Annotated in this window: 22 protein-coding genes and 2 pseudogenes; 15 read left to right on the forward strand and 9 right to left on the reverse strand. The window is 64.5% G+C overall.

From position 1 onward, the window contains the following. Positions 1-10 precede the first annotated feature (10 nt). A complete protein-coding gene (locus tag H6A15_RS02925; protein WP_204672196.1) occupies positions 11-241 on the reverse strand; it encodes an S-layer homology domain-containing protein in 231 nt (76 codons plus the stop codon). A 59-nt stretch (positions 242-300) separates the two neighbouring features. Then, positions 301-2,124 carry an ABC-F family ATP-binding cassette domain-containing protein gene (locus H6A15_RS02930; protein WP_204672197.1) on the reverse strand — a complete coding sequence of 608 codons (1,824 nt, stop codon included), beginning with the start codon at positions 2,122-2,124 and terminating at the stop codon, positions 301-303. Positions 2,125-2,302: 178 nt separating this feature from the next. On the opposite strand from H6A15_RS02930, the gene H6A15_RS02935 reads away from it, so the two are divergent. The 3 genes from H6A15_RS02935 to H6A15_RS02945 all read left to right on the forward strand — a co-directional run bounded on the left by H6A15_RS02935 (position 2,303) and on the right by H6A15_RS02945 (position 3,988). Continuing rightward, a complete protein-coding gene (locus H6A15_RS02935; RefSeq protein ID WP_204672198.1) occupies positions 2,303-2,578 on the forward strand; it encodes a hypothetical protein in 276 nt (91 codons plus the stop codon). A 37-nt stretch (positions 2,579-2,615) separates the two neighbouring features. Continuing rightward, positions 2,616-3,386, forward strand: coding sequence for a Cof-type HAD-IIB family hydrolase (locus H6A15_RS02940; RefSeq protein WP_204672199.1), 771 nt, complete (start codon positions 2,616-2,618; stop codon positions 3,384-3,386). Positions 3,387-3,625: 239 nt separating this feature from the next. Then, a complete protein-coding gene (locus H6A15_RS02945) occupies positions 3,626-3,988 on the forward strand; it encodes a metal-dependent transcriptional regulator (RefSeq protein WP_239462296.1) in 363 nt (120 codons plus the stop codon). 174 nt (positions 3,989-4,162) lie between these two features. On the opposite strand, the gene H6A15_RS02950 is transcribed toward H6A15_RS02945, so the two are convergent. Beyond that, a complete protein-coding gene (locus tag H6A15_RS02950; protein WP_204672200.1) occupies positions 4,163-4,831 on the reverse strand; it encodes a DedA family protein in 669 nt (222 codons plus the stop codon). Between the two features lie 201 nt (positions 4,832-5,032). On the opposite strand from H6A15_RS02950, the gene H6A15_RS02955 reads away from it, so the two are divergent. Together H6A15_RS02955 and H6A15_RS02960 are read left to right on the forward strand one after the other, a co-directional pair. Then, positions 5,033-6,064: an ROK family transcriptional regulator gene (locus H6A15_RS02955; RefSeq protein WP_204672201.1), complete on the forward strand. Its 1,032-nt coding sequence runs from the start codon at positions 5,033-5,035 to the stop codon at positions 6,062-6,064. Between the two features lie 20 nt (positions 6,065-6,084). Further along, positions 6,085-6,666, forward strand: a complete 582-nt coding sequence (locus H6A15_RS02960; protein WP_204672202.1) for a sugar O-acetyltransferase — start codon at positions 6,085-6,087, stop codon at positions 6,664-6,666. A gap of 102 nt (positions 6,667-6,768) precedes the next feature. On the opposite strand, the gene H6A15_RS02965 is transcribed toward H6A15_RS02960, so the two are convergent. The 3 genes from H6A15_RS02965 to H6A15_RS02975 all read right to left on the reverse strand — a co-directional run bounded on the left by H6A15_RS02965 (position 6,769) and on the right by H6A15_RS02975 (position 9,459). Further along, positions 6,769-8,679, reverse strand: a complete 1,911-nt coding sequence (locus tag H6A15_RS02965; RefSeq protein WP_204672203.1) for a heavy metal translocating P-type ATPase — start codon at positions 8,677-8,679, stop codon at positions 6,769-6,771. A gap of 111 nt (positions 8,680-8,790) precedes the next feature. Next, the gene (locus H6A15_RS02970) at positions 8,791-9,009 is read right to left on the reverse strand and encodes a cation transporter (protein WP_204672204.1); all 219 of its coding nucleotides are present in this window, start codon (positions 9,007-9,009) and stop codon (positions 8,791-8,793) included. A 114-nt stretch (positions 9,010-9,123) separates the two neighbouring features. Continuing rightward, entirely contained in the window at positions 9,124-9,459 is a 336-nt protein-coding gene (locus H6A15_RS02975) for an ArsR/SmtB family transcription factor (RefSeq protein WP_204672205.1), read from the reverse strand. 724 nt (positions 9,460-10,183) lie between these two features. Here H6A15_RS02975 and H6A15_RS02980 point away from each other — a divergent pair. From H6A15_RS02980 to H6A15_RS02995, 4 genes are all read left to right on the forward strand, one after another. Further along, the gene (locus H6A15_RS02980; protein ID WP_204672206.1) at positions 10,184-11,089 is read left to right on the forward strand and encodes an alpha/beta hydrolase; all 906 of its coding nucleotides are present in this window, start codon (positions 10,184-10,186) and stop codon (positions 11,087-11,089) included. A 149-nt stretch (positions 11,090-11,238) separates the two neighbouring features. Further along, on the forward strand, positions 11,239-12,612 hold the full coding sequence (locus tag H6A15_RS02985; protein WP_204672207.1) for an alpha-amylase family glycosyl hydrolase: 1,374 nt from the start codon (positions 11,239-11,241) through the stop codon (positions 12,610-12,612). Continuing rightward, positions 12,609-13,301: a LysR substrate-binding domain-containing protein gene (locus H6A15_RS02990; RefSeq protein ID WP_204672264.1), complete on the forward strand. Its 693-nt coding sequence runs from the start codon at positions 12,609-12,611 to the stop codon at positions 13,299-13,301. Before H6A15_RS02985 ends, H6A15_RS02990 begins: the two co-directional genes overlap by 4 nt. A 152-nt stretch (positions 13,302-13,453) precedes the next feature. Next, entirely contained in the window at positions 13,454-14,134 is a 681-nt protein-coding gene (locus tag H6A15_RS02995; protein ID WP_239462298.1) for a biosynthetic peptidoglycan transglycosylase, read from the forward strand. A 62-nt stretch (positions 14,135-14,196) separates the two neighbouring features. On the opposite strand, the gene H6A15_RS03000 is transcribed toward H6A15_RS02995, so the two are convergent. Next, complete coding sequence (locus H6A15_RS03000) at positions 14,197-15,375, reverse strand: cation diffusion facilitator family transporter (RefSeq protein ID WP_204672266.1); 1,179 nt, start codon at positions 15,373-15,375, stop codon at positions 14,197-14,199. 261 nt (positions 15,376-15,636) lie between these two features. Between H6A15_RS03000 and H6A15_RS03005 the strand changes: the two genes are divergently transcribed. Then, complete coding sequence (locus H6A15_RS03005; protein WP_204672208.1) at positions 15,637-16,575, forward strand: AEC family transporter; 939 nt, start codon at positions 15,637-15,639, stop codon at positions 16,573-16,575. A 73-nt stretch (positions 16,576-16,648) separates the two neighbouring features. Here the strand turns inward: H6A15_RS03005 and H6A15_RS03010 are convergent, their stop codons facing one another. After that, the gene (locus H6A15_RS03010; RefSeq protein WP_204672209.1) at positions 16,649-17,749 is read right to left on the reverse strand and encodes a glycerol dehydrogenase; all 1,101 of its coding nucleotides are present in this window, start codon (positions 17,747-17,749) and stop codon (positions 16,649-16,651) included. 124 nt (positions 17,750-17,873) lie between these two features. After that, the gene (locus H6A15_RS03015) at positions 17,874-18,140 is read right to left on the reverse strand and encodes a hypothetical protein (protein WP_204672210.1); all 267 of its coding nucleotides are present in this window, start codon (positions 18,138-18,140) and stop codon (positions 17,874-17,876) included. Positions 18,141-18,231: 91 nt separating this feature from the next. On the opposite strand from H6A15_RS03015, the gene H6A15_RS10530 reads away from it, so the two are divergent. The 5 genes and pseudogenes from H6A15_RS10530 (at position 18,232) to nrdD (ending at position 23,739) form a co-directional block, all read left to right on the forward strand. Continuing rightward, positions 18,232-18,390, forward strand: a complete 159-nt coding sequence (locus H6A15_RS10530) for an alanine racemase C-terminal domain-containing protein (RefSeq protein ID WP_204672211.1) — start codon at positions 18,232-18,234, stop codon at positions 18,388-18,390. 93 nt (positions 18,391-18,483) lie between these two features. Beyond that, positions 18,484-19,221 carry a response regulator transcription factor gene (locus H6A15_RS03025; protein WP_204672212.1) on the forward strand — a complete coding sequence of 246 codons (738 nt, stop codon included), beginning with the start codon at positions 18,484-18,486 and terminating at the stop codon, positions 19,219-19,221. Positions 19,222-19,831: 610 nt separating this feature from the next. Beyond that, positions 19,832-20,128: pseudogene (locus H6A15_RS10705) on the forward strand (sensor histidine kinase); the annotation flags it as partial. A gap of 84 nt (positions 20,129-20,212) precedes the next feature. Beyond that, a pseudogene (locus tag H6A15_RS10710) lies at positions 20,213-20,623 on the forward strand (sensor histidine kinase); the annotation flags it as partial. A gap of 893 nt (positions 20,624-21,516) precedes the next feature. After that, the gene (nrdD, locus tag H6A15_RS03035) at positions 21,517-23,739 is read left to right on the forward strand and encodes an anaerobic ribonucleoside-triphosphate reductase (protein WP_204672213.1); all 2,223 of its coding nucleotides are present in this window, start codon (positions 21,517-21,519) and stop codon (positions 23,737-23,739) included. Positions 23,740-23,779 lie beyond the last annotated feature (40 nt).

A 23,779-nucleotide genomic window follows, 5' to 3' on the forward strand; every position in this document is an offset into this window, starting at 1 on the left:
CTCAGCAGGGTTACTCAGCGGGCTCCGGAAAGGGGAATCCCGCGCGGTCGGCGCGCATGAGCACGGTTGCCGCCTGTGCGCGCTCAAGGCCTCCCTGCGGACGGAGCTCAGAGATGCCGCCGATGCCGCGCAGGTATCCTTCGCCGACCGCCCAGCTCACGCCGTCTGCGGCCCAGTCGGACACGGAGGCGCCGTCGACGAAGTGGGAGAGGTCGCCATCGGCGGATGCGGTTCCGGCCATGCGCCACGCTCGCCGCGACGACGTTCTGCCCGGAGAGCGCGGCCCGCCCGAAAGGGCCCTTAGCCCTCCAGCTGTTCGCTCACCTCGAGCCAGGAGGTCTCCAGCTCGTCGATGAGGTCGTTCACTTCTTTGATGCGCTCCTGCTGCGTCTCGAGTGCCTGGTAGTCGGTGGGGTCGATGTCCTGAAACGCCGCCTGGAGCTCCTCGGCGCGGCGGCGCTGGGTCTCGATCTTGCGTTCGAGCGAGGACGCCTCCTTGCGCAGCCGCTGGCGCTCGGCGTTGGAAAGTCCTGATGCCTTGGGCGCCGTCTCAGGCGCCTTGGCTGCAGCGGCGGGGGAGGGACGCTTGCCGGCTTGAGGGGACGCATGCTCGACCAGGCGCAGATACTCGTCCACGCCGCCGGGCACGTGGCGAAGGCGTCCATCGATGATGGCGTACTGCTGGTCGGTCACGCGCTCGATGAGATAGCGGTCATGCGTGACGAGGATGAGCGTCCCCGGCCAGCCATCGAGCAGGTCTTCCACGATGGCGAGCATGTCGGTGTCCAGGTCGTTGCCGGGCTCGTCGAGGATGAGCACGTTGGGTTCCTCGAGCAGGGTGAGCAGCAGCATGAGGCGCCTGCGCTGGCCGCCCGAGAGGTCGCCGATGCGGCTCCAGAGCTGCTTGGTGGTGAAGTCGAGGCGCTCGAGGAGCTTCTCGGGGCTGGTCTCCTTGCCGTCGACCACGTAGACGCGCTTGTAGCGCGAGAGCACCTCGCGGATGGTGAACTTTTCGAGCGGCTTGAGCTCTTCGAGCTGCTGGGAGAGTACGCCGAACCGTACCGTCTGGCCGATCTTCACGCGTCCCGACAACGGCTTCAGGTGGCCCTGGATCACCTCGAGCAGCGTCGACTTGCCGGCGCCGTTCTCGCCCAGAAGGCCAAAGCGGTCGCCTGCTCCGATGAGCCAGGTGATGTCGTCCAGAACCGGTACGGAGGCGTTGCCCTCTGAGCCTGGATAGCCCGCCGTGACGTCGATGACATCGATGACCTGCTTGCCGAGGCGAGATACCGCGAGCCGCTTGAGCTCGAGCTCGTTGCGCAGGGGCGGAACGTCGGCGATGAGCTCGCGGGCCGCCTCGACGCGGAACTTTGGTTTTGTAGAGCGAGCCTGGGCCCCGCGCGAAAGCCAAGCGAGCTCCTTGCGCGCCATGTTGCGGCGGCGCTCCTCGGCGACCTGTGCCATGCGGTCGCGCTCGACGCGCTGCAGGATATAGGCGGAGTAGCCGCCCTCAAAGGGGTCGACGGCGCCATCGTGCACCTCCCACATGGAGGTGCACACCTCGTCGAGGAACCAGCGGTCATGGGTGACCATGAGCAGCGCGCCCGACCCTGCCTGCCAGCGGCTCTTGAGGTGCTGGGCGAGCCAGTTGATGGTGCGCATGTCGAGGTGGTTGGTGGGCTCGTCGAGCATGAGGATGTCGTAATCGCCGATGAGCAGGCGGGCGAGGTCGACGCGGCGGCGCTGGCCTCCGGACAGCTCGCGCACCGTGCCCTCCCACGGAACGTCTGCGATGAGTCCGTCTAAGATCTGGCGGATGCGCGGACTCGACGCCCACTCATATTCGGGAAGGTCGCCCACCACGGCATGGTGCACGCTGTCGGTGTCCACGAGGGCGTCTTTTTGCCCCAGGAGCCCCACGTGGACGTCGCGACGCCGGGTGACGCGCCCCGCGTCGGGCTCGAGCTCGCCCGAGAGGATCGAAAGCAGGGTCGATTTGCCATCGCCGTTGCGTCCGACGATGCCGATGCGGTCGCCCTCGTTTACGCCGAGCGTCACGCCCTGAAGAACATGTTTGGTTGGATATTCTAGGTCGATGCCGTCACATCCAAGCAGGATTGCCATAGGACCCCTTCGTCATCGTTTTTCATGGCGCCGCGGAGCGGGACGGGCCGCGTCCCTGGCCCGGGCGAATACAATCAATCCTATCACGCGCTGCCTGGGCCTGTGAGGCACCGTGGTACACTGTGGGGACGAATGCGAGCGATGCGTCGGGGAGGCTTCTATGGGCGGCTGTTTCTTCTTGTTTTTATTTCCCGTCCTCGTGGCCGTGGGCTTCGTGTGCGCGGTCGCGTTTTTTGCGCTGCCGATCTATGCCGCGTTTGCAGCGGTCATGGCCGTCATCACCGCGATCGCCTTTGCGGTGATGAAGCAAAAGGGCGTCTTCGAGCTCGCTGATTCTGAGGTGGCATGGCAGCGAGTCGCGGTCAGCGTGGGCAAATGGATGCTCATCCTCACCTTCGTCTTTTTCGTATTGAGCGGACTGGGCGCGTTTGCCATCTGGCGGTTCGTCATATAGCGCGCCGCCGCCGCATGTTATTGCAAGAGGTATATTCATGATTAAAGCGGCCTTTTTTGATATCGACGGCACCTTGCTGAGCTTCAAGACCCATCAGATGCCGGAATCCACCCGTCGCGCGCTTGCCCGTCTGCGCGAGCAGGGCGTGAAGGTGGTGATCGCCTCGGGGCGATCGACCCTTGAGCTGAACGATTCGCTGCGCCAGGGGTTCGACGCCTACATCACGCTCAACGGTCAGCTGTGCTATGACGACGAGGGCGCGTACCGCGACGTATCGATCGCCCCGGCCGATGCACGCCATATCGTGGACGCCGCATTCCTCGAGCACCGCTATGACATTTTGATTCAGCAGCGCGAGCGCAGCTTTGTGAGCAACCTGAGCGAGCGGGTGCTCGAGGTCGGCGCCAAAGTGGGCATCACCTACCATGCCGAGGACTACCGGCAGGCGCTCGCCGCCCCGATCTACCAGTTCTGCGTGTTCGTGGAGCCGGGCGAGGAGCGCGTTTTCTTGGACCACACGCATGAGGTCAAGGCGACGCGCTGGAACAATCTGTTCTGCGACGTGGTTCCGTGCGCGGGCGGCAAATCCTTCGGAGTCGCGGCGACGCTCGAGCGCTATGGCCTCGCGCCCGATGAGGCGATTGCGTTTGGCGACGGCGAGAACGACATCAGCCTGTTCGAGGCGGTGGGAACGAGCGTCGCCATGGGCAACGCGTCGGATGTCGTGAAGGAACGGGCGACCATGGTGACCGATGACGTGGACAGCGACGGCATCTGGAACGCCTGCGAGAAGCTCGGCCTGCTCTAGGCAGCCAGGCAGCGAGTGCGAAGTAGCCGGGTGCGAAACGCCGTGGTCGGCGCAGGTAGGGCGGGCGCCTTCCCCGTCCGTCGGCCTGGCCGCGCGTCGGAAGGTTTGCTTCGCGGGCGTAACATATGGGCTTCCTGTTGGAGACTGGATAACCGCAGGGGGTTCAGGTAGAGTAAGCTAACGCTAACTAATAGGGGCGGGTACGGATGTGCCCCTCCCCGAGCTCCGAAAGGCCGACCATGTCGATGCTCCATGAATCCGGCGAGGACTATCTTGAGGCCATCCTCATGCTTCAGATCAAGTGCGGCAGTGTCCGCTCCATCGATATCGCGACGTTGCTGGGGGTCACCAAGGCGAGCGTGTCCAAGGCCATGGCAAATCTGGAGGCGCGCGGCTACGTCGAGATGGTCAAGCGCGACGTGCGGCTTACCGAGGCGGGGCGTGAAGTCGCCGAGCGCATGCTCGAGCGGCACGAGTTCTTTCGCGGTCTCTTGATCGCGGCCGGCGTCGACCCCGAGGTCGCGACGGAGGAAGGCTGCCACATGGAGCACTGCCTGTCGGACGATTCGTTCCATAAGCTCCAGGCGTATCTGTCGCGCTGAGGGTATTGCCGGGCACACGGCATGCAGAAGGGCGCCCGGACGATGCGTGTCGTCCGGGCGCCCTCATAAGGCGGACATCTGCGCGCCGCCGTCTTGAGCGAGTGGATGAAAGAAACACGTCCCCATCCATCCCAAGTGGATGAAGGGGGCACGTCCCCATCCATCCACCTGCGGCTACTTCATGTGGGCAGGGGTGTGGCCGGTGCCGTTCGTGTCGTCGGCATGCCTGAGGTTGGGCACGATGCGCTTCACGATCCAAAAGATGGCTACCACCGCCACGATGGCGATGATGACGTACTTCACGACGTCGGAGACCCATTCTGCCTGCTCGGTCACGGTCTCCCACGCGCTTCCCGCGGCGGCGCCGAGTGAGCAGAGCACGGTGTTCCATATGGCAGAGCCGACCAGGGTGTAGATGGCAAACTTGACCATGTTCATGCGCGCTACGCCGGCGGGGATGGAAATGAGGCTGCGCACGATGGGCACGAAGCGGCAGATGAGCACCGAGATCTGGCCGCGACGGTCAAACCAGTCGATCGCCTTGGCGATGTCGTCTCCCTTGAACCCGAGCAGCCGCATGGGGCGGGTCTCGAAGAAGCGCATGAGGCGGTCGCGGTTGAGCACGTACCCGATGCCGTAGAGGATGTAGGCGCCAAGCACCGAGCCTGCGGTTGCCGAGACGATGACCAGGGGCAAGACCATATCGGTCGTGGTGGTGAAGAAGCCCGAGAGGGGGAGGATGAGCTCGCTGGGGATGGGCGGGAAGATGTTCTCGATAAAGATGAGGGCTCCCACCGCAAAGTAGCCAAACTGATTGATGAAATTGAAGAACAGGTCTTCCATGACTCTCCTTTAGTCGGATGCGCCGTTCGGCGTGTTTCCGTGCTGTGGGAAGTGTAGCCGAACTGAAAGGGGCGGCGCCGTTTTCCACCGTACCCTCGCAAGAGTCCGGCTGCAGGTGTGGCCAGCGGTAGAGGAAGCTCTGTTGCCTTAATTATTATAGTAGATATAATAAATGGTGAAATAACTGATGGGAGGCGATAGATGGCATCGACGGTATCCGAGGCGAGCAAGAACGCCATTCGGCGCCTGCTATGGGACGGGCGGGCCCGAAGCAAGCGCGAGCTCGCGCAGCTGACGGGCCTGTCGGTCGCGACGTGCAACGGGGCCCTCAACGAGATGGAGCGCATGGGCGAGGTCGCCGTTTCCGAACGCGTGCAGGGTCCCGCGGGCAGGAGCACCGCCTTGTATCGCGTACAGGAAGACATGGGCCAGCTGCTCGCGATGCGACTCGAGCTCTCGGGTGCCAAACGGGCGCTGGTATCGGAGGTCGTCTCTGTGACGGGTCGAGTGCTCGCGCGTCTTGAGGAGACGGCCGAGCGGGTCGACGGCGAGGCGCTCGTGCACGTGGCGGCTCGTGCGCTCGATCGGTTTCCGGGGGTCGTTCAGATAGCCCTGGGGATTCCCGGAATCGTGCAGGGCGGCGTGGTGCGCGACTGCGACGCCCGGGAGATGGACGGGATGCATGTCGTGTCGCTGCTGGAGGAGGGCACGGGCGCCTCGGTCGTTGCCGGAAACGATATGCATATGAAGGCGTACGGGCTGTATCGAGAGCTCGGCATCGAAGACGAGATCGTGACGCTTGCCTATTTTCCCCACGGGGTTCGCCCCGGCACGGCGACCATCTATCGCGGCGAGGTGATCGAGGGCGCGAACAGTTTTGCCGGCATGGTCGGCTTTGTGCCCGTCGAGGGAGCCGAGGGGCTTCGCGCCCCTGAGCCCGCCTCGTTTGCGGCGCCCTGTCCCGATCTTGTGGCGCGCTGCCTTGCTTCGGTAATCGCCGTGATCAATCCCGACCTCATCCTGTGCGCGGGCGACCTGGTAGATGCGGATGCGCTTTCCGGGGTCGAGGCGTTGCTGGGGGAGTGGATCCCCCGCCGCTATCTCCCGCGGCTGGAGTATCGAGACGACATGGACGCGTGCTACGTGCGGGGGCTCGCCGCCCGCGCCCTCGACATGCGTCTGGATGGGACGCCCTCGCACGCCATGCCGCGAGCGGCGGCGTGCAGGGAGTAGATGGTTGGAGGAAATATCTCATGACGGAGAAAGAAAAGCGTGACCAAGGGCTGTGGTACGACGCGAACTTCGACGAGGAGCTTCTCGCTGAGCGCATGGAGGCGGAGCGAAAGGTCTTCAGGCTCAACGCCCTCGCTCCCGACCAAAGCGAGGAGCGGGCCGCCGCGCTCGGGGACCTCCTGGGGCGTTACGGCAACGATGTCGAGGTGCTCGCGCCGCTGAACGTGGACTATGGCTACAACGTGAGCATCGGCGACGCGAGCTTCATCAACCATAACGCCTACCTCATGGATGGCGCGCCGATCGCCATCGGAAGCCATGTGTTTATCGGTCCCTACTGCGGCATGTACACCGCACAGCACCCCCTTACGGCAGCCGAGCGAAACGCGGGGCTCGAGCGGGCGCTCCCCATCACGGTCGAGGACGACGTGTGGATCGGGGCCAACGTGACCATTCTGCCCGGCGTGACCATCGGCGCGGGCAGCGTGGTCGGCGCGGGCAGCGTGGTCCTGCGCGACGTGCCCGCCGGCGTGGTCGCCGCGGGCAACCCGTGCCGCGTCGTGCGGGAGATAACCGATGCGGACCGGCCGCGCGACGCCTGACGTCTCGCGCGGCATTTGTGGACGGATGCCCCGCGAGGCTGTACGTCTCGCGGGGCCCGCGTGCCGCTGCGCTGCCTCGGTTTGGATGCGACGGCAGCCGCGTCAGCTCTTGTCTACACGCATGGCGCGCATGGCGTTGAGGATCGCGATAAACGCTACGCCCACGTCGCCGAAGACGGCGAGCCACATGTTCGCGATGCCGAGCGCGGCAAGCAGCAGGATGATGATCTTCACGCCCAGGGCGAACACGATGTTTTGCCATACGATGCGCATGGTCTTGCGGGCTATGTGCATCGCATGCGCGATGTTCGAGGGCTTGTCGTCCATAAGCACGACGTCTGCCGCCTCGATGGCGGCGTCCGACCCCATCGCCCCCATGGCGATGCCCACGTCGGCGCGGGTGAGCACCGGCGCATCGTTGATGCCGTCGCCGACAAAGGCGAGCTTGCCGCCGTTGGCCTCGCCTGCGAGCAGGGTCTCCACGGCGTCGACCTTGTCTTCGGGGAGAAGCTGTGCGTGAAACTCGTCGAGACCGATCTCGGAAGCGACCGATGCCGCAACGTCGGCGCGGTCGCCGGTGAGCATCACGCAGCGCTTCACGCCGGCCGCATGCAGGTCGCGAATCGTCTGCGCCGCGTCGTCTTTCACCACGTCGGCGATGACGATATGTCCCAGGTAGCGTCCGTCGACGGCGACATGCAGCACGGTTCCGACCATGTCGCAATCGCGGTATGCGACGCCGTGCTCTGCCATGAGCTTGTCGTTGCCCACCAGCACCTGCCGGCCGTCGACGCGCGCGGCGACGCCGTGGCCGGATTCCTCATGGGCGTCTGCGACGCGCGTCTCGTCGACTGCCCCCGCGAACGCCTGCTTGACCGAGAGCGCGATGGGGTGGTCGGAAAACGCCTCGGCGTGCGCCGCCTGCTCGAGCAACGTGCTCTCGTCGATGCCATCGGCGGGACGGATGGCGACCACGTCGAAGGTGCCGTTGGTGAGGGTTCCCGTCTTGTCGAAGACCACCGTGTCGACCTTCGCGAGCAGCTCGAGATAGTTCGAGCCCTTCACGAGGATGCCGAGCCGCGACGCCCCGCCTATGCCGCCGAAGAAGCTGAGCGGCACCGAGATGACGAGTGCGCAGGGGCAGGAGACCACCAGGAAGGTAAGGCCGCGCAAGATCCAGTCGCTCCAGGCGCCCAGCCCCAGGAGCGGCGGCAGCACCGCAAGGGCGAGGGCGGCAAACACCACGGCCGGCGTATAGATGCGGGCGAAGCGCGTGATGAAGTTCTCGGTGCGCGCCTTCTTCTCACTGGCGTTCTCGACAAGCTCCAGGATGCGCGAGACGGTGGACTCTCCGAAGGGCTTGGTGGTGCGGACGTGCAGCATGCCCGTCATATTGATGCAGCCCGAAATGACCTCTGAGCCGCCCTCGACATGGCGCGGCACGGACTCGCCGGTGAGGGCCGCGGTGTCGAGCTGGGAGACGCCGTCTACAACGACGCCGTCGATGGGCACGCGCTCGCCGGGCTTCACCACGATGACGTCGCCAACCTGGACCTCGTCGGGATCGACCTCTACGAGCTTGCCGTCGCGCTCGATGTTGGCATAATCGGGCGCGATGTCCATGAGCTCGCTGATGGATTTGCGGCTCTGCCCCACGGCGTAGCTCTGGAAGAGCTCTCCGACTTGGTAGAAGAGCATGACGGCGGCGCCTTCCGCCATGTGCGGGTCGGTGTCGGGAAAGATGACCATGGCGAAAGCGCCGATGGTCGCGACCGTCATGAGAAACGCCTCGTCGAAGGCGTCTCCGCGGCGGATGTTGCGCGCCGCCTTGATGAGCACGTCGTATCCGGCGATGAGGTAGGGGATGAGAAAGAGCACAAACGACGCATAGACGTCGCCCGGCTTGCCAAAGGCTGCGCCCAGCACCCCGGTCTCGTCGATGACCATCACCACCGCGAAGATTGCCAGCGCGATCAGGATGCGGTTGCGCCACTTCCGCTGCTTCTTATTCATCGGTAACTCCTCTTGTCAGACCATATATGTGAACATACGTTCATATATATCAGCCGAGTAAAGGGCTGCCTTGCCAGGCGGCCCTTGAACGAGCGGGATTTATCCCGAAGGCTAGCGAATGATCTCGCAGTCGGGCTCTACCTGCCGGGTGAGCTCGACCACGCGAGCGAGCACCTCGTCGAAGGCGTCGTCTGCCGCGGTGAGGGTGAGCTTCTGAAGCAGGAAGTTGACGCGTGCCTGCTCGACGCCGTCGAGCTTGTTGATGGCGTCCTCGAGCTTCTGGGCGCAGTTGGCGCAATCGATCTCATCGAGCTTGAATGACTTGCGCATGGTGGGGAGTCCTTTCTGTGAGGGGTCGCAAGGTCTTGGATTGCAGGTCGCCTTGTCAGGCGCCTTGGCTGCTGGCTGCGCGGCGTGCCGCCTTGGTGCCGCCGGGGCCGGCCGTTATTCGCAGATATGGTTCATGCCCTGAGCGAGCATGGTGTGGACGTGGTCGTCGGCAAGCGAGTAGATGAGGCTTCGCCCGTCGCGGTCGAAGCGCACGAGGCGAGCCTGCTTCAGGATGCGCAGCTGATGCGAGACGGCGCTCTGCGTGGCGCCGATCGCCTCGGCGATGCTTCCGACCGAGCGCGGTTCGTCGTAGAGGGAGTAGAGGATCTTGATGCGGGTGGTGTCGCTGAAGATCTTGAACAGGTCGGCAAGGTCGTAGAGCAGCTCCTCGTCGGGCATGCAAGGCTCGGCGTCGGGTGCGCGACCGTTCGTCGCAAGGGGTTCTTCCATGGCTCTCCTTCCATATATGAACATATGCTCATATATCTAGTTCCGATTATATGAACGTATGCTCATAAGTCAAGGATAAACTTCGGGTTTTGGGGGAATGGCGCAATGCGGCGGTGAGCGGCGGGGCGGTCCCCTTTGCACAGCCATCAGGTCTGGGGCCTTTGTGCAGCCGTCGGGGCGTTGCCGCCCCGCTTCGAGGGGCGTCCCGTGCGGCGCGGAGGGGTGGTTGTCGTCGATATACAATTAAAATGCTAAAACGCATCGAAATATGCAGCGATAATGAGGCGTGAAACAAGGGCTGTTTCAATTCTGGTCAAAAAATACGTCGATATAGCATTCTCGACGGGGGACGCGACTCTCGAGGGACGTCTGGCGGCGGACGAGGGCCCGCCTGGGGCGCGATTCCGGTCGAAAGGACGGTCCGGTTGGCGGATTACGTGCTTTGGGCCGCCAGCCTGCTGGCCACGTGTCCGCCTGCAGATCCTGTATAGCCATCTGAAATGCTATATCGACAGATGTTTTGACCATACTCGCTCGAAGTTATGTGAGCGGATGCCCGTATGGGGTATCTTCATGCTTGAACCATGTCGACCGCCGCCGTCCTGCGCGCGGGGCTGGCGGCTGGAGGGTGCGCCTGGACACAGACGGGGCCGACCGGCCTCGTCGCATGCCGGGGCGCAGATAGAACTGCACCTGAAACGTCTACGAATGGAGCAAAGACCACATGATTATCGAGCAGCACGCCCTCTGGGGCGACGAGGCGACCGCCGACCGTCCTGCAACCTATACGGCATATCTCGCCGACCCGCTTCCTGCAAAGCCAGATGCGCGCAGGCCTGCCGCGATCATCTGCGGCGGAGGGGCGTTCACCCGCATCGCCGAGCATGAGCAGGAGCCGGTCGCGCTCGCCTTTCTCAATGCGGGCTATCAGGCATTTGTCTTGGACTATGTGACGAGCTCCACCGGCGAGGTCGCCTATCCCAATCCCGAGGTCGACCTGGGCCGCATGCTCTCGACGGTGCGCGCAAACGCCGACGCCTGGCGCGTCGATCCGGCGAAGGTGTGCGCGGTGGGATTCTCGGCGGGCGGCTTTGTGTGCGCCTCGGTCGCGACCTCATGGAAGGACCGCGACTTTGCCGCCTTGGTGGGGGACCGTCCCGAGCGCATCCGGCCCGACGCGGTGGTGCTGGGCTATCCCCTGCTCGACCTTCGCGTTACCCGCGACGAGCAGACGCGCGACCCCCGCATCGACCTGCGCGTGCCCAAGACAGGCGGGAAGACGGGGCGCGACCTGCTCAACGACTACCTCTCGATGGTCGTGGGCGGCGAGGCGACCGAGGAGCGCCTTGCCGAGGTCTGTCCCACCACGCACGTGACGCGCGACGTGCCGCCCACCTTTATGTGGGGCACCTCCGACGATAAGACGTGCCCGATCGCTCAGGTGCATGCCTTTGCATCTGCGCTCGCCCGCGAAGGCGTGGCACACGAGGTGCATGTGTTCGACCAGGGCGGACACGGGCTCTCGGTGGCAAACGACAACACCAGCTTTGACAACGAGGACCGCCAGCAGGCGGTGCGTCCGTGGTTCGACCTCGCATGCGCCTTTCTGGCGCGTCGGGGCGTGGCGTAATCGCGCGGGTGCCTCGATCGCGCGACGGATCGGGACTCGGCGCGGCCGGTCGGCGAACGGCAGGATTCGGGCGGAGAGCGGTTCTGGTCCGTGGCGGGCGTTCCTACGCTACACTGGCACATGGACAAACCGTCAACAGGGAGGTAGTCATGTGGGCATATGAGAGTGCGTTCTACCAAATCTACCCCATTGGGTTTTGCGACGCGCCGCACACAAACGACGGCGTGACCGTCTCGCGCATCCGCAAGGTCGCCGACTGGGCGGACTATTTGGAGGAGCTGGGCGTGGGCGCGGTGCTGCTCAACCCGGTCTTTGATTCCAGCACCCACGGGTACGACACGCGCGACCTGCATCACGTCGACTGTCGCCTGGGAACCGACGAAGACCTTGCCTTTGTCGTCAAGACCCTCCACGAGCACGGCATCCGCGTGGTGCTCGATGCCGTCTTCAACCATGTGGGACGTGAGTTCTGGGCATTCCAGGATGTTCGCGAGAAGCGCTGGGACTCGCGCTACCGCGACTGGTTCTTTACCAACTTCGACGGCAACTCGGCGTTCAACGACGGATTCTGGTACGAGGGCTGGGAGGGCTGCTTCGACCTCGTGAAGCTCAACCTGCGCAACAACGAGGTGGTCGAGTACCTGCTGGACTGTGTGCGCAAGTGGCGCTCCATGTTCATGATCGACGGGTTGCGGCTCGACGTCGCCTATTCGCTCGACCACGACTTCATCCGTCGGCTTCGCGGCGTCGCCGGCGAGCTCACGGCGGCGTCTGGACCCGAGCACGAGTTCGTGCTCATCGGCGAGACGCTGCATGGCGACTACAGCCAGCTCGTCAATCCGGAGATGCTTCATTCCTGCACGAACTATGAGTGCTACAAAGGCCTGTATTCGAGCTTCAACAGCACGAACATGTTCGAGATCGCCCATTCGCTGCACAGGCAGTTCGGCGGCGACCCGTGGTGCATCTACCGCGGACTGCACCTTCTGTCGTTTGCGGACAACCATGACGTCACGCGCCTGGCGAGCATCCTTACGGATCCGGCATGCATTCGCCCCGCCTACGGCCTGCTGTTCGGCATGCCGGGCATCCCCTGCCTGTACTATGGCAGCGAGTGGGGCCAGGAGGGCCATAAGGGGGCCCATGACGACTGGGATCTGCGCCCGTCGTTCGACGAGCCCATGTCCAACGAGCTCACCGCGTATATCAAGGGTCTCATCGCCGCGCGCACGGGCGGGGGAGCCGGATCGAGGGCGCTGTGCTACGGGACCTACCGCAACGTGGTGATCACGAACAAGCAGCTCCTTTTTGAGCGCGTGGCCGAGGCGTCGGACGGCGCGCCCGCCGAGCGCGTGCTGGTTGCGGTGAACGCCGTGGGCGAGCCTTTCAGCTTGCAGGCGGCAGAGCTCGCGGGCGATTTCGTCGACATGCTCGCGGCCGCCGACGATGCGCCGCTCCATCTGGACGGCACCCTTGCGCTCGAGCCCTACGAGGTGCGCTATCTTCTGAGCGGCAGGGCATAGGGGCGCGCAGGAGCGGTCAGGTCCGCCGGCTCAAGCATAGGCAGCAGCCGCGCGCCCACCAGCTGCGCATCGGGGTGCATGACGGGCTCGAGGCACAGATGCTGTCGTCCTCGCTGCGGCGCATGAACGAGGAGCACGAGGGCTTCGACCCCGTCGTGCGGATGGCGCCTTTCGGCGCCCTGCGCTCCATGCTGGAAAACGGTTTGGTCGACGTGCTGCTGGAGAGCCGGGATCCCCATGGCGAGCCGGACGGGGCGTCGGTCTTTCGACGCATGCTGGATTGTCCGTCCGTGTGCGTGTGCTCGCCGGAAAACCCGCTCGCCGGCCGCGACAGGGTGGGGCTTGACGAACTGGCGGATGGAGGGCGCCTGGCGGTGGGGGACCCGCACCACTGCGCCGCGGCCACCGTCGAGATTCAGCGCGCGGCGGCGTCGCACATGCCTCCCGAGCGCGTCATGATGGCCTACAACATAGAGGTCGCGCTCGCGCTTGCGAGCGCGGGCGTCGCCTTTACCGTGCAGGCGGGCATCCCCGCCATGGAGGTGCCGCTGCTGCGCTATATCCCCATCGAGGGGCTTCCCGTGGTGACGCTCGGGGTGCGCGTGCGGCGTGGCAGGCGTACGGCTGTCCTCGACCATTTTCTTGAAGTGCTTGCCGAGCAGCTGCGGCGGACGCCGGAGCTTCGCTAGGCCTACTCCGCGGCGAGCGTGTAGGCCGCCGCCCTTCGGCCGCACGTCCTGCCGCCGGGGCAACCTTTCAAAACTGTCACCGACTACCTTGCCGTCGCGGGCTTCTTTTTGCAGGCGATGCCCCACAATGGAGGAGATGGACGGAGGTGGAGATGGGACTGTTGGCGAAGGTGCTCAAACGAGTTCTGCTCGCGGCGCTCGTGCTCGTGCTCGCCGTGTGCGCCGTCACCGCCTGGCGCGGCTACGGGCTCTATCGCGACGCCTTGTCACGTCATGGCATCGAGGAGGCGGTCGCCGAGCTTAAGGAGGAGCCCGGGTACACCTCTATCGACGAGCTGCCGCAGGTATACCTGGACGCGGTGGTCGCCGTCGAGGACCACCGGTTTTACGAGCATGGCGGCATCGACGCGATCGCCATCTGCCGCGCCGCGGTGAACGACCTGCGCACGCTCTCCCTGCGCGAGGGAGGCAGCACCATCACGCAGCAGCTCGCCAAGAACCTCTTCTTCACGCAGGAAAAGCGTTTCTCACGCAAGGTCGCCGAGGTTTTCATGGCGTTCGATCTCGAGGCGCTCTACAGCAAGCGGGAGATACTCGAGCTCTATGTGAACTCGGCCTATTTCGGTGACGGCTTTACCGGCATCGGGCAGGCGGCGCCGGGCCTTTTGGGCAAGAAGCCGCAGGACATGACCGACTACGAGAGCACCCTGATGGCGGGCCTCCCGAACGCCCCCAACGTGCTGTCCGCCGACCAGGACGCCGCCGCTGCCAGGCAGCGCCTCGTGGTGCGGCAGATGGAGAAATACGGCTTTGATCCCGGGGCGGCGGGATAGGATATCGGGATAGGATGCCTCGGGGGCGGCATCTGGGGGCGTCGGCCCGAGGCGGCGTCGGGCTACTGCTGCGAGCTCACGTAGCTCTCGTCGATGGTGATCTTGCAAACGGTGCGCGGATAGTGCTTCGACACGATGGCCGCGACGCTCCGGCGCAGCTCGTCCTCGCCGAGCGGCAGATCGGACGGGCGCACGCAGTCAAAGATCACGTTGGTGTGGGTGGGGCCCGGCACGCAGCGAAGATCGTGGATGGTGATGCGTGGGTCGATGTCCTTCACGGCGCGGTCTATCCAGTTGCGCATGTCGTGCACGGCGGGGTCGTTCGTGACGATGGGGTCGTAGTGCAAGGTCACGATGAGGCTGTCTTCGGTCTTGAAGTCCTGCTCGATGTTGTCGATGAGGTCGTGGCTTTCCCTGGGGTCCTCTTCCGCCGCCATCTCGACGTGGGCGCTGGCGAACTGGCGGCCCGGGCCGTAGTCATGCACCATGAGGTCATGCGTTCCGAGCACGCCGGGGTAGCTCATGATCTTGTTGCGGATATGCGCCACCAGCTCGGGCGAGGGGGCCTGGCCGAGCAGCGGATTGATGGTGTCTCGCACCAGTCCGACGCCGCTCCACAAGATGAAGACGCCGACGGCGAGCCCCGCCCATCCGTCAAGGTCGATGCCGGTGAGATGCGAGATGACGGCGCAGGCGAGCACGGCGGCGGTGGAGATGACGTCGTTGCGGGAGTCGATGGCGGTGGCGGCGAGCGTCTCCGAAGAGATGCGCCGGCCGAGGTTGCGGTTGAACGCGGCCATCCAGAACTTGACCGCGATCGATGCCGCGAGCACGCCCACGAGAGCGGCGGAGAACTCCGTGGCGGCGGGGTTCACGATCTTGTCGATCGACGAGCGCACGAGTTCGAATCCGATAGCCATCACAAGCGCCGCGACGACGAGGCCGGAGAGATATTCATAGCGGCCGTGGCCATAGGGGTGTTCGGGGTCGGCGGGGCGGCTGGCGAGCTTGAAGCCAAGCAGGCTCACGATGTTGCTCGACGCGTCGGAAAGGTTGTTCACGGCGTCCGCCACGATCGAGACCGACCCCGAGAGCACGCCGACGGTGCCTTTTGCCAGGCACAGGGCGACGTTGCACAGGATGCCGACGATGCCGGCGAGCTGTCCTGTTGCGCTGCGAACCGCAGGGCTTGTGGTGTTGTCTGCGTCGGGCACGAAGTGCCTGATGAGCCATTCGGTCATGGATACCTCCATGGAAATGAATCGGGTGCAAGCACGGGGCGCGTCGCGTCGCGCTTTGTGGCGCGGGGCTCCCGGGAATCGTTCGCAAAGACTCTAGCACGTCGCCCGGCGCCGTGCCGCGCGAATCTGGGCGCGGGGAGCATGCCTTTGAGGCGCCCGATCGGCAAGGCGGTACAATCTGGAGGTCGTAACGTGTTCGCAACCCGGCAGCTGTAGGCTACGCCAGCAGCCGGGCCGATGGAGCGTTGTGGGGGAAGTGCCGTGGAGTTCGAGTTTGTCGCCTTGCAGATGCTGATGGTGTCGCTGCCTATCCTGTTGGGCTGGGCCATTCATAAGCTGGGCTTTCTTGACGACGAGCTCGATTCGGGCATCTCGCGCCTCGTGATGAACATCGCCTTGCCCTGCACGATCCTCTCGTCGCTGGGCACCTCGCCCGAGCTTCCCGAGACCGGCGTCATGCTCGCCATCATCGCGGCGACCTTTGCCGCCTACATCGTCGCCATCGCCATTGCCATTGTGGCGACGGCGGCCATGCGCGTCCCCGCCGATGCGCGCGGCGTATACCAGTTTGCCATGGCCTTCGGAAACTGCGGCTTCATCGGACTGCCGGTCATCTCGGCGATCTTCGGCGAAGAGGCGCTTCTCTATGCGGCGATCTCGCTCATTCCGGCCAACGTGGTGCTGTTCAGCGCAGGGGCGATCATGTTCGACGCCGATTCCGAAACGGGCCTGCGGCGCAGGCTTCGCCGCGCCGTCTCGTCGCTCAAGAGCCCCACGCTCATCATGAGCGTCGTGGTGCTCGTGCTGGCGATGGCCGGGGTGAACGACCTGGGGCTTGTGGGCGATTCGGTCGCGATCGTGGGGCAGATGACCACGCCGCTCGCCCTGCTGGTCACGGGGTCTTCGCTTGCCAACTACAAGCCGCTCGCCATGTTGGGCAACTGGCGCGCCTATGTCGCCTGCGCCGTGCGTCTGGTGGCGATTCCGCTGGCGAGCCTGGCGGTCGCGAGGCTCTTTCCACTCGATGTTTACCAGCTGGGCATCGTGGTGGTCGACTGCTCCATGCCCGTTGCCACCGCAGGCATTCTGTTCTGCCTGCAGCATGGGCGGGATGCCATGCCCATGCTGCAGACGACGTTTCTCTCCATCATCGCTTCGATTGCGAGCATTCCGCTTGTAACGGTGCTCGTTGGAGCGTAGATTTCGGTCCTGCCTGCACGTCTCGGGCGCTGCTCGGGCATCCTTTGCGAGCGCTGCATGAGAGACGGATCCGTTAACACTCCAGATGGTAGTAGTGGCCCAGCGCGTCGGCCGCCAGGATCGCGTCGCATACCATGTCGGGCGTGACGGAGAAGGGCATGTTACCCATGGTGTCCGTGGGCGCGCATGCGGCTTCGGCGACGGCCATGATGCGCTCGCGCGCCACGTCTTCCACGCCCAGCGCCTCGAGCGTCATGGGCAGGCCGACCTCCATGCAGAAGCCCAGCACCTGCTCGATGGTCTCGGTGGGGGCGTTCTCAAGCACGAGCTGCACGAGGGTGCCGAAGGCGACTTTCTCGCCATGCAGCATCGCATGGGTCTCGGGAAGCTGCGTCATGCCGTTGTGCACCGCATGCGCCGCGGCCAGCCCGCAGCTTTCAAAGCCGATGCCCGACAGCAGCGTGTTGGCCTCGATGACGTGCTCGACCGCCGGGGTGAGGCAGCCCGCCTCCACGGCGAGCTTGGCTTTGACGCCGTCGGCCATAAGGGTGTCAAAACACAGGCGGGCAAGCGCGAGCGCGGCGCTCGTGGCCTTTTCTCCCGCGCAGGTGTCGCTGTCTGAATCCACCGATGCCTTGGCCTCGAAGTAGGTGGCGAGCGCGTCGCCCATGCCGGAGACGATCAGGCGCGCCGGCGCGGCTGCGATCACCGAGGAGTCCATGAGCACGATGTCGGGATTGGCGTTGAGGAACAGGTAGCGGTCGAAGACGCCGTCTTCAGAGTAGATGACGGAGAGCGCGCTGCACGGGGCGTCGCTCGATGCGGCCGTGGGGCACACGGCCACCGGGGCGTCCAGATAGTAGGCCACGGCCTTGGCGGTGTCGAGCATCTTGCCGCCGCCGATGCCCGCCACCACGTCGCAGCCGGCTTCGCGCGCGAGCGCGCATAGGCGCTCGATCTCGGTGTCGCAGCATTCTCCGTTAAACGCCTCGAACATCACGTCCGCCTTCGAGGCTTCAAAGCCGCCGCGCACCTTGTCGCCTACGCGCTCGATGCCTGAGGGCGTGGCGAGCGCAAGGACCTTGGTGCCCAGGGGCTCGACGTAGCGGGCCAGCTCTGCGAGGGCGTCGGGGCCCTGGATGTACTTGCCGGGGCTGTTGAAAATGCGTGCCATGAGGCTCCCTTCGTTGTAGGTGGCGGACTCGCGCGGGGCGAGCCCGCCCTTTCTTGTACCCGCGACGGGCGCAGGCGGTCACCTTGCTGCGCAAGGAGAATGAAAGGCTCGGTGGGCGGCAGGGCTAGGGCAGCGGCTCGTCGGTATCGATGACCTTCTCCTCCACATACCAGAACTTGCCCGTGCGCCACAGGTAGGTGGTGACGCCTCCGAAGCGCAAGGTGTAGCGCACCCCCTCGTCGCCACCGATGCTGCCTTTCGTGTGGCGCATGTCGACGACCTCGTCGACGGGGTAGGAGATCTTGTCGCTCCAGTCGACAGCGACCGGCCGCGCCACGCCGGCGGTGTCCACCTTGAGCGTCACGCCCACGTAGCGCTTCCTTCTGTGCATGGCGCCGCCTCCTGCCCAACGACTCATCGGTAGAACATGTGTTCTTATCCTATGATGCATCTCGCGCGGACACGGGTCAATCGAACACGATGTGGAGTTCGAGTTGCGGCCGGGCGATGTCGCCACCATCGTGGGGCGGTCGGGCGCCGCTTGCGCGCGGATGGAGGATGTCGCTGCGGATGCGGGCACCATCGCGAACGAGCTCGTCTCCCGCCTTGGTCCGCGCCTGCCCCGAATCTACCGTTCGTGACGTCGCACGCGTGGGCGCTCACCTTAAGAATTCGTTTAACATTAGCCGCGCGCCGCGCGCTACGCTTGTGCCAGGCGAGACGTAAGGAGGAGCATGGCGGGCGAGAGGGTCCTCGTCGCGGATGACGAGCGAGAGATCTGCGACCTGGTGCAGGTCTATCTGGAAAATGAAGGGTTTGCAGTCGAGGCGTTTCCTGACGGCGACAGCGCGCTCGCGCGCGTCGAGGACGCGTCTGCCGCGCCCATCGACCTGGCGGTGCTCGACGTCATGATGCCGGGCACCGACGGCTTCGAGCTCTGTCGCAAGATCCGCGAGCACCATACCTACCCCGTGATCATGCTGACGGCAAAGGGGGAGGAGATCGACAAGATTCGCGGCCTCACCCTGGGCGCAGACGATTACGTGACCAAGCCGTTCTTGCCGCTCGAGCTGGTCGCTCGCGTGAAGGCGCAGCTCAGGCGCTACAAGCGCTATGGAGTCGACGCCGATGCCCCGGAGGGCGACGCCCATGCCGCGCGTCGGCCCGGCGAGGTGATCGCCTATGCCGGCCTGGTCATGGACGTCCCTGGCCATGCCTGCACCCTGAACGAGCGCCCGCTGTCGCTCACGCCGACCGAGTTCTCGATCTTGCGCATCTTGCTCGAGGCGAACGGATCGGTCGTCTCGGCGCGCGACCTGTATTTCAAGACGTTTGGCGATACCTATTACGACAAGGGGTCGGGCTCCATCGCCGTGCACATACGCCACCTGCGCGAAAAGATGGGAGACTCCTTCGAAGACCCGAAGTACATAAAGACCGTATGGGGATGTGGTTACAAAATTGAGCGATAAACGCCGGATGGCTCCAACGGGTGCCGACCCCTCCAATCGGGCGCCTGCAGGGGCGTCGCATACGCCTGTCGCCCCCGCGGGCGCCGCGTCCGACACGGGCTTTGTCCGCGATGCGGCGAGCGCGCCCGTCGGCGGCCCGTGCGACCGCTCTGGCCGCGAGCGCCTGAGGGTCGTCGCGGTCGTGATCGCGGGCATCGCCGTGGGAATCATGCTGTATGTGCTGCTGTTCCGCTTTGTCGACGACGGCCTCAACGGCGCCTTCGTCAACTGGTTCTTCAGCACCTTTGTGAGCACCTGGGAGGTGGACTACCAGACCGGCGTCACCTACAACCTGGTCTTCAACCCCACCGGCGCCAAGGAGTTCTTTTTGCGTCTGGGCCTCGTGTTCGTGGTCGTGCTCGTCGTGGTGTCGGCCGCCGTCGCATGGTGGTATGCGCGCCGCCGCTCGCGCGAGACAATCGACGAGGCGGCCTCCCTGCTGTCGTTCTACATGCGTCACGACGCCGAGGCGAGCGAGGTGTTCCCCGAGGGATACGACGCCTTTGCGCTGCAGGCGACCCAGGTGAAAAACCAGATGCTCGAGCACGAGCGCGCGCTGCGCGACGAGGCGGCTCGCAAAAACGACCTCATCACCTACCTCGCGCACGACCTCAAGACGCCCCTCACCTCGGTGATCGGATACCTGTCGCTTCTGGACGAGATTCCCGAGATGCCGCTCGAGCAGCGCGCCCGCTATGTTGGCATCACGCTCGACAAGGCGCGCCGCCTGGAGCGCCTCATCAACGAGTTCTTCGACATCACGCGCTACAACCTGACGCATATCGAGCTCGAGGTGGAGCCGGTCGACCTGTCGTTTCTGCTCGTGCAGATGACCGACGAGTTCTACCCGCTGCTCGGCGCCCACGGCAATTCGATCAGGCTCGAGGTCTCGGGACATCTCGCCACCACCGATGATCCCGGCGAGCCGCTCATGGTCATGGGTGACGCCGCGAGGCTGGCACGTGTGTTCAACAACGTGCTGAAAAACGCCATCGCCTACAGCCATGAAGGGACGCAGATCGTCGTGACGGCAAATCTTGCGGCCTGCGAGGAGGCGGCCGACGGCGCAGGGCTCGCCGCCCGGGGCGCAGGTGCCCAAGGCTCCGGTTCGGCCGGAGACGCCGGCGCAGGAGACCTGGTGCGCGTGACGGTGACCGACGAAGGCGTCACCATCCCTCCGCACAAGCTCGAGGCGATCTTTGACAAGTTCTTCCGGCTGGACGAGGCGCGGGCGTCCTCGACGGGCGGGGCGGGCCTGGGCCTTGCCATCGCGCGCGAAATCGTGGAGCTTCATGGTGGGCGCATCTTTGCCGAGAGCGCCTCTGGCCGCACCACCTTCACCGTCGAGCTGCCGGTGGGGTAGGCCCGGCACCGCCCGCCGCGGTCCTGTGCGGCGGGCCCCAAGATATAGATAGCTGGGTCCGTGACGCCTGCCGGGCCTGGGGCCTGCGCGCCGCGCTTGGGCGCCCGCCGGGCTGGGGCTTGCGCACAACGTCCGGGACGCCCGCCGAGGCTGAGACGTGCGCCGCTTACGAGCGCCTGTCGGTCCAGGCGATGCGTCGCGTTGAGCATCGTCGTCAGATTCTGGGCTGTCCGCTCCCTTAGCATGCAATTCTTTACGTTTTTGTCGCCAAAACGTAAAGAATTGCATGTTTTCTATGGGGGAATAGGGGTCGAGGCTTCCAGGGCCCCCGGCGAGCCGCTCTATGCGGCGGACGCTGCCCCAGGGCCCCAGCGAGCTGTTTTATGTAACAGGCGCCCCCCCGGCCTCGGCGGGGCTGCGTAAAGTGGTGGGTACTGCTCTTCCAGAGTCCCAGCGGGCTGCCTCCTGAAGCGAAGGCGGAGCCCCCACGACACGGAGGGCGGCTTTGCGGTGCACGGCGTCCCCGGCTTATGCAATCCGGTGGAGACGCGCCCGACCGCGCTCGGCACTACATCTTGGTCAAGGGGGAATCTCTGCCACTCGCCGACGCCGGTTTGTGGAAGGCTCTTGAGGATGCGCGCGTTTCCTCCAATAGCCGATTTCGAGCATCCGCAGGTAGTGGCTTCGCGCCTTTGAGCGCGCTTCAAGACTTGGCGGGGGCACAGAATGTGCTCATCAAAAAATCAATCAGCCTGACCTGCTAAAACACAACATGTAGTGAATCCGTCTACAAAGTTCACAGAATATGGTGCGAAAAGTGCAGGTATAGTTGATATCCGAGTCACGCGAAGGAACGCAAAGCACCCAGCAATTGGGTGCGAAAGGTAGCGAGCATGAAGATTATCAAGCGAAGCGGCGTCGAGGTCGCCTTCGACATCACCAAGATCGAGAACGCTATCCGCGCGGCGAATCTCGACGTTCCCGAGGCCTATCGCCTTACCGAGCGTCAGATCATCTACGCCTCGCAGAACGTCGCCGAGGCGTGCGAGAACGCCGGGCACACCGTTTCGGTCGAGGAGATCCAGGACCTCGTCGAGGACGAGATCATGGCGCTTGATAAGTTCGAGGTCGCGCGCAAATACATCATCTATCGCTATGTCCAGAGCCTGAAGCGCACCAAGAACACCACCGACGACAAGATCTTGTCGCTTATCGAGTGCAACAACGAAGAGGTCAAGCAGGAGAACTCCAACAAGAACCCCACCGTCAACTCGGTGCAGCGCGACTACATGGCGGGCGAGGTCTCCAAGGACCTCACCCAGCGCGTGCTGCTGCCCTCCGATGTGGTGGAGGCGCACAACGAGGGCCTCATCCACTTCCATGACTCGGACTACTTCGCTCAGCACATGCACAACTGCGACCTCGTGAACCTCGAGGACATGCTGCAGAACGGCACCGTCATCTCCGGCACGCTCATCGAGCGTCCCCACAGCTTCTCGACGGCGTGCAACATCGCCACGCAGATCATCGCGCAGGTGGCCTCCTGCCAGTATGGCGGCCAGTCCATCTCGCTCACGCATCTGGCGCCCTTCGTCGAGGTGAGCCGCCAGAAGATCCGTCGCCAGGTGAAGGCCGAGCTCGAGGAGCTCGGCGTCGACGCTCCCGACGACAAGGTGTCCGAGGTCGTCGAGGGCCGTCTTCGCGATGAGATCCGCCGCGGCGTGCAGACCATCCAGTATCAGGTCGTGACCCTCATGACCACCAACGGCCAGGCGCCGTTCGTGACCGTGTTCATGTATCTCGGCGAGGCCCGCACCGAGGCCGAGAAGCACGACCTCGCCATGATCATCGAGGAGACGCTCCGCCAGCGCTACGAGGGCGTGAAGAACGAGGCGGGCGTGTGGATCACGCCTGCGTTCCCCAAGCTCATCTACGTGCTTGAGGAGGAGAACATCCACGAGGACTCTCCCTACTTCTACCTGACGCAGCTCGCGGCCAAGTGCACCGCCAAGCGCATGGTGCCCGACTACATCTCCGAGAAGAAGATGCGCGAGCTCAAGCTGAGCCTGGGCGAGAAGCCGGGCGAGGGCGATTGCTACACCTGCATGGGCTGCCGCAGCTTCCTCACGCCCGACCGTTCGGGCAACGGCTTTGACAACGTGGCCCGCGCCAAGAACTACGAGCCTGGGAAGCCCAAGTACTACGGCCGCTTCAACCAGGGCGTGGTGACCATCAATCTGCCCGACGTGGCGCTGTCCTCCGCGGGCAACGAGGAGAAGTTCTGGGAGATCTTCGACGAGCGCCTGGAGCTGTGCCACAAGGCGCTGCGCTGCCGCCACGACCGTCTGAAGGGCACGCTCTCCGACGCCGCGCCGATTCTGTGGCAGTATGGCGCGCTTGCCCGCCTTGACAAGGGCGAGACCATCGACAAGCTGCTCTACGGCGGATACTCCACCATCTCGCTGGGCTATGCAGGCCTCTACGAGTGCGTGAAGTACATGACGGGCGCCAGCCATACCGACGAGCACGGCAAGGGCTTCGCGCTCGCGGTCATGCAGCATATGAACGACAAGTGCGCCGAGTGGAAGGCCGCCGAGAACATCGACTACTCGCTCTACGGCACGCCGCTCGAGTCCACCACCTACAAGTTCGCCAAGTGCCTGCAGCGTCGTTTCGGCATCATTCCCGGCGTCACGGACAAGGGCTACATCACCAACAGCTATCACGTGCATGTTTCCGAGGAGATCGACGCCTTCGACAAGCTCAAGTTTGAGAGCGAGTTCCAGGCCCTGTCGCCGGGCGGCGCCATCTCCTATGTCGAGGTGCCCAACATGCAGGACAACCTCAAGGCTGTAATCCGCGTCATGCAGTACATCTACGACAACATCATGTACGCGGAGCTCAACACCAAGAGCGATTACTGCCAGGTGTGCGGCTACGACGGCGAGATCAAGATCGTTGAGGACGACGGCAAGCTGGTCTGGGAGTGCCCCAACTGCGGCAACCGCGACCAGGAGAAGCTGAACGTGGCGCGCCGTACCTGCGGCTACATCGGCACCCAGTTCTGGAACCAGGGGCGCACCGAGGAGATTCGCGACCGCGTGCTGCATCTGTAGCGGTTTCAGGGCGGAGCCCCCGACATGCCATCTCGTGCTC

It is taken from the genome of Enorma phocaeensis, from assembly GCF_016901575.1.
Taxonomy (GTDB): Bacteria; Actinomycetota; Coriobacteriia; order Coriobacteriales; family Coriobacteriaceae; genus Limicola; species Limicola phocaeensis_A.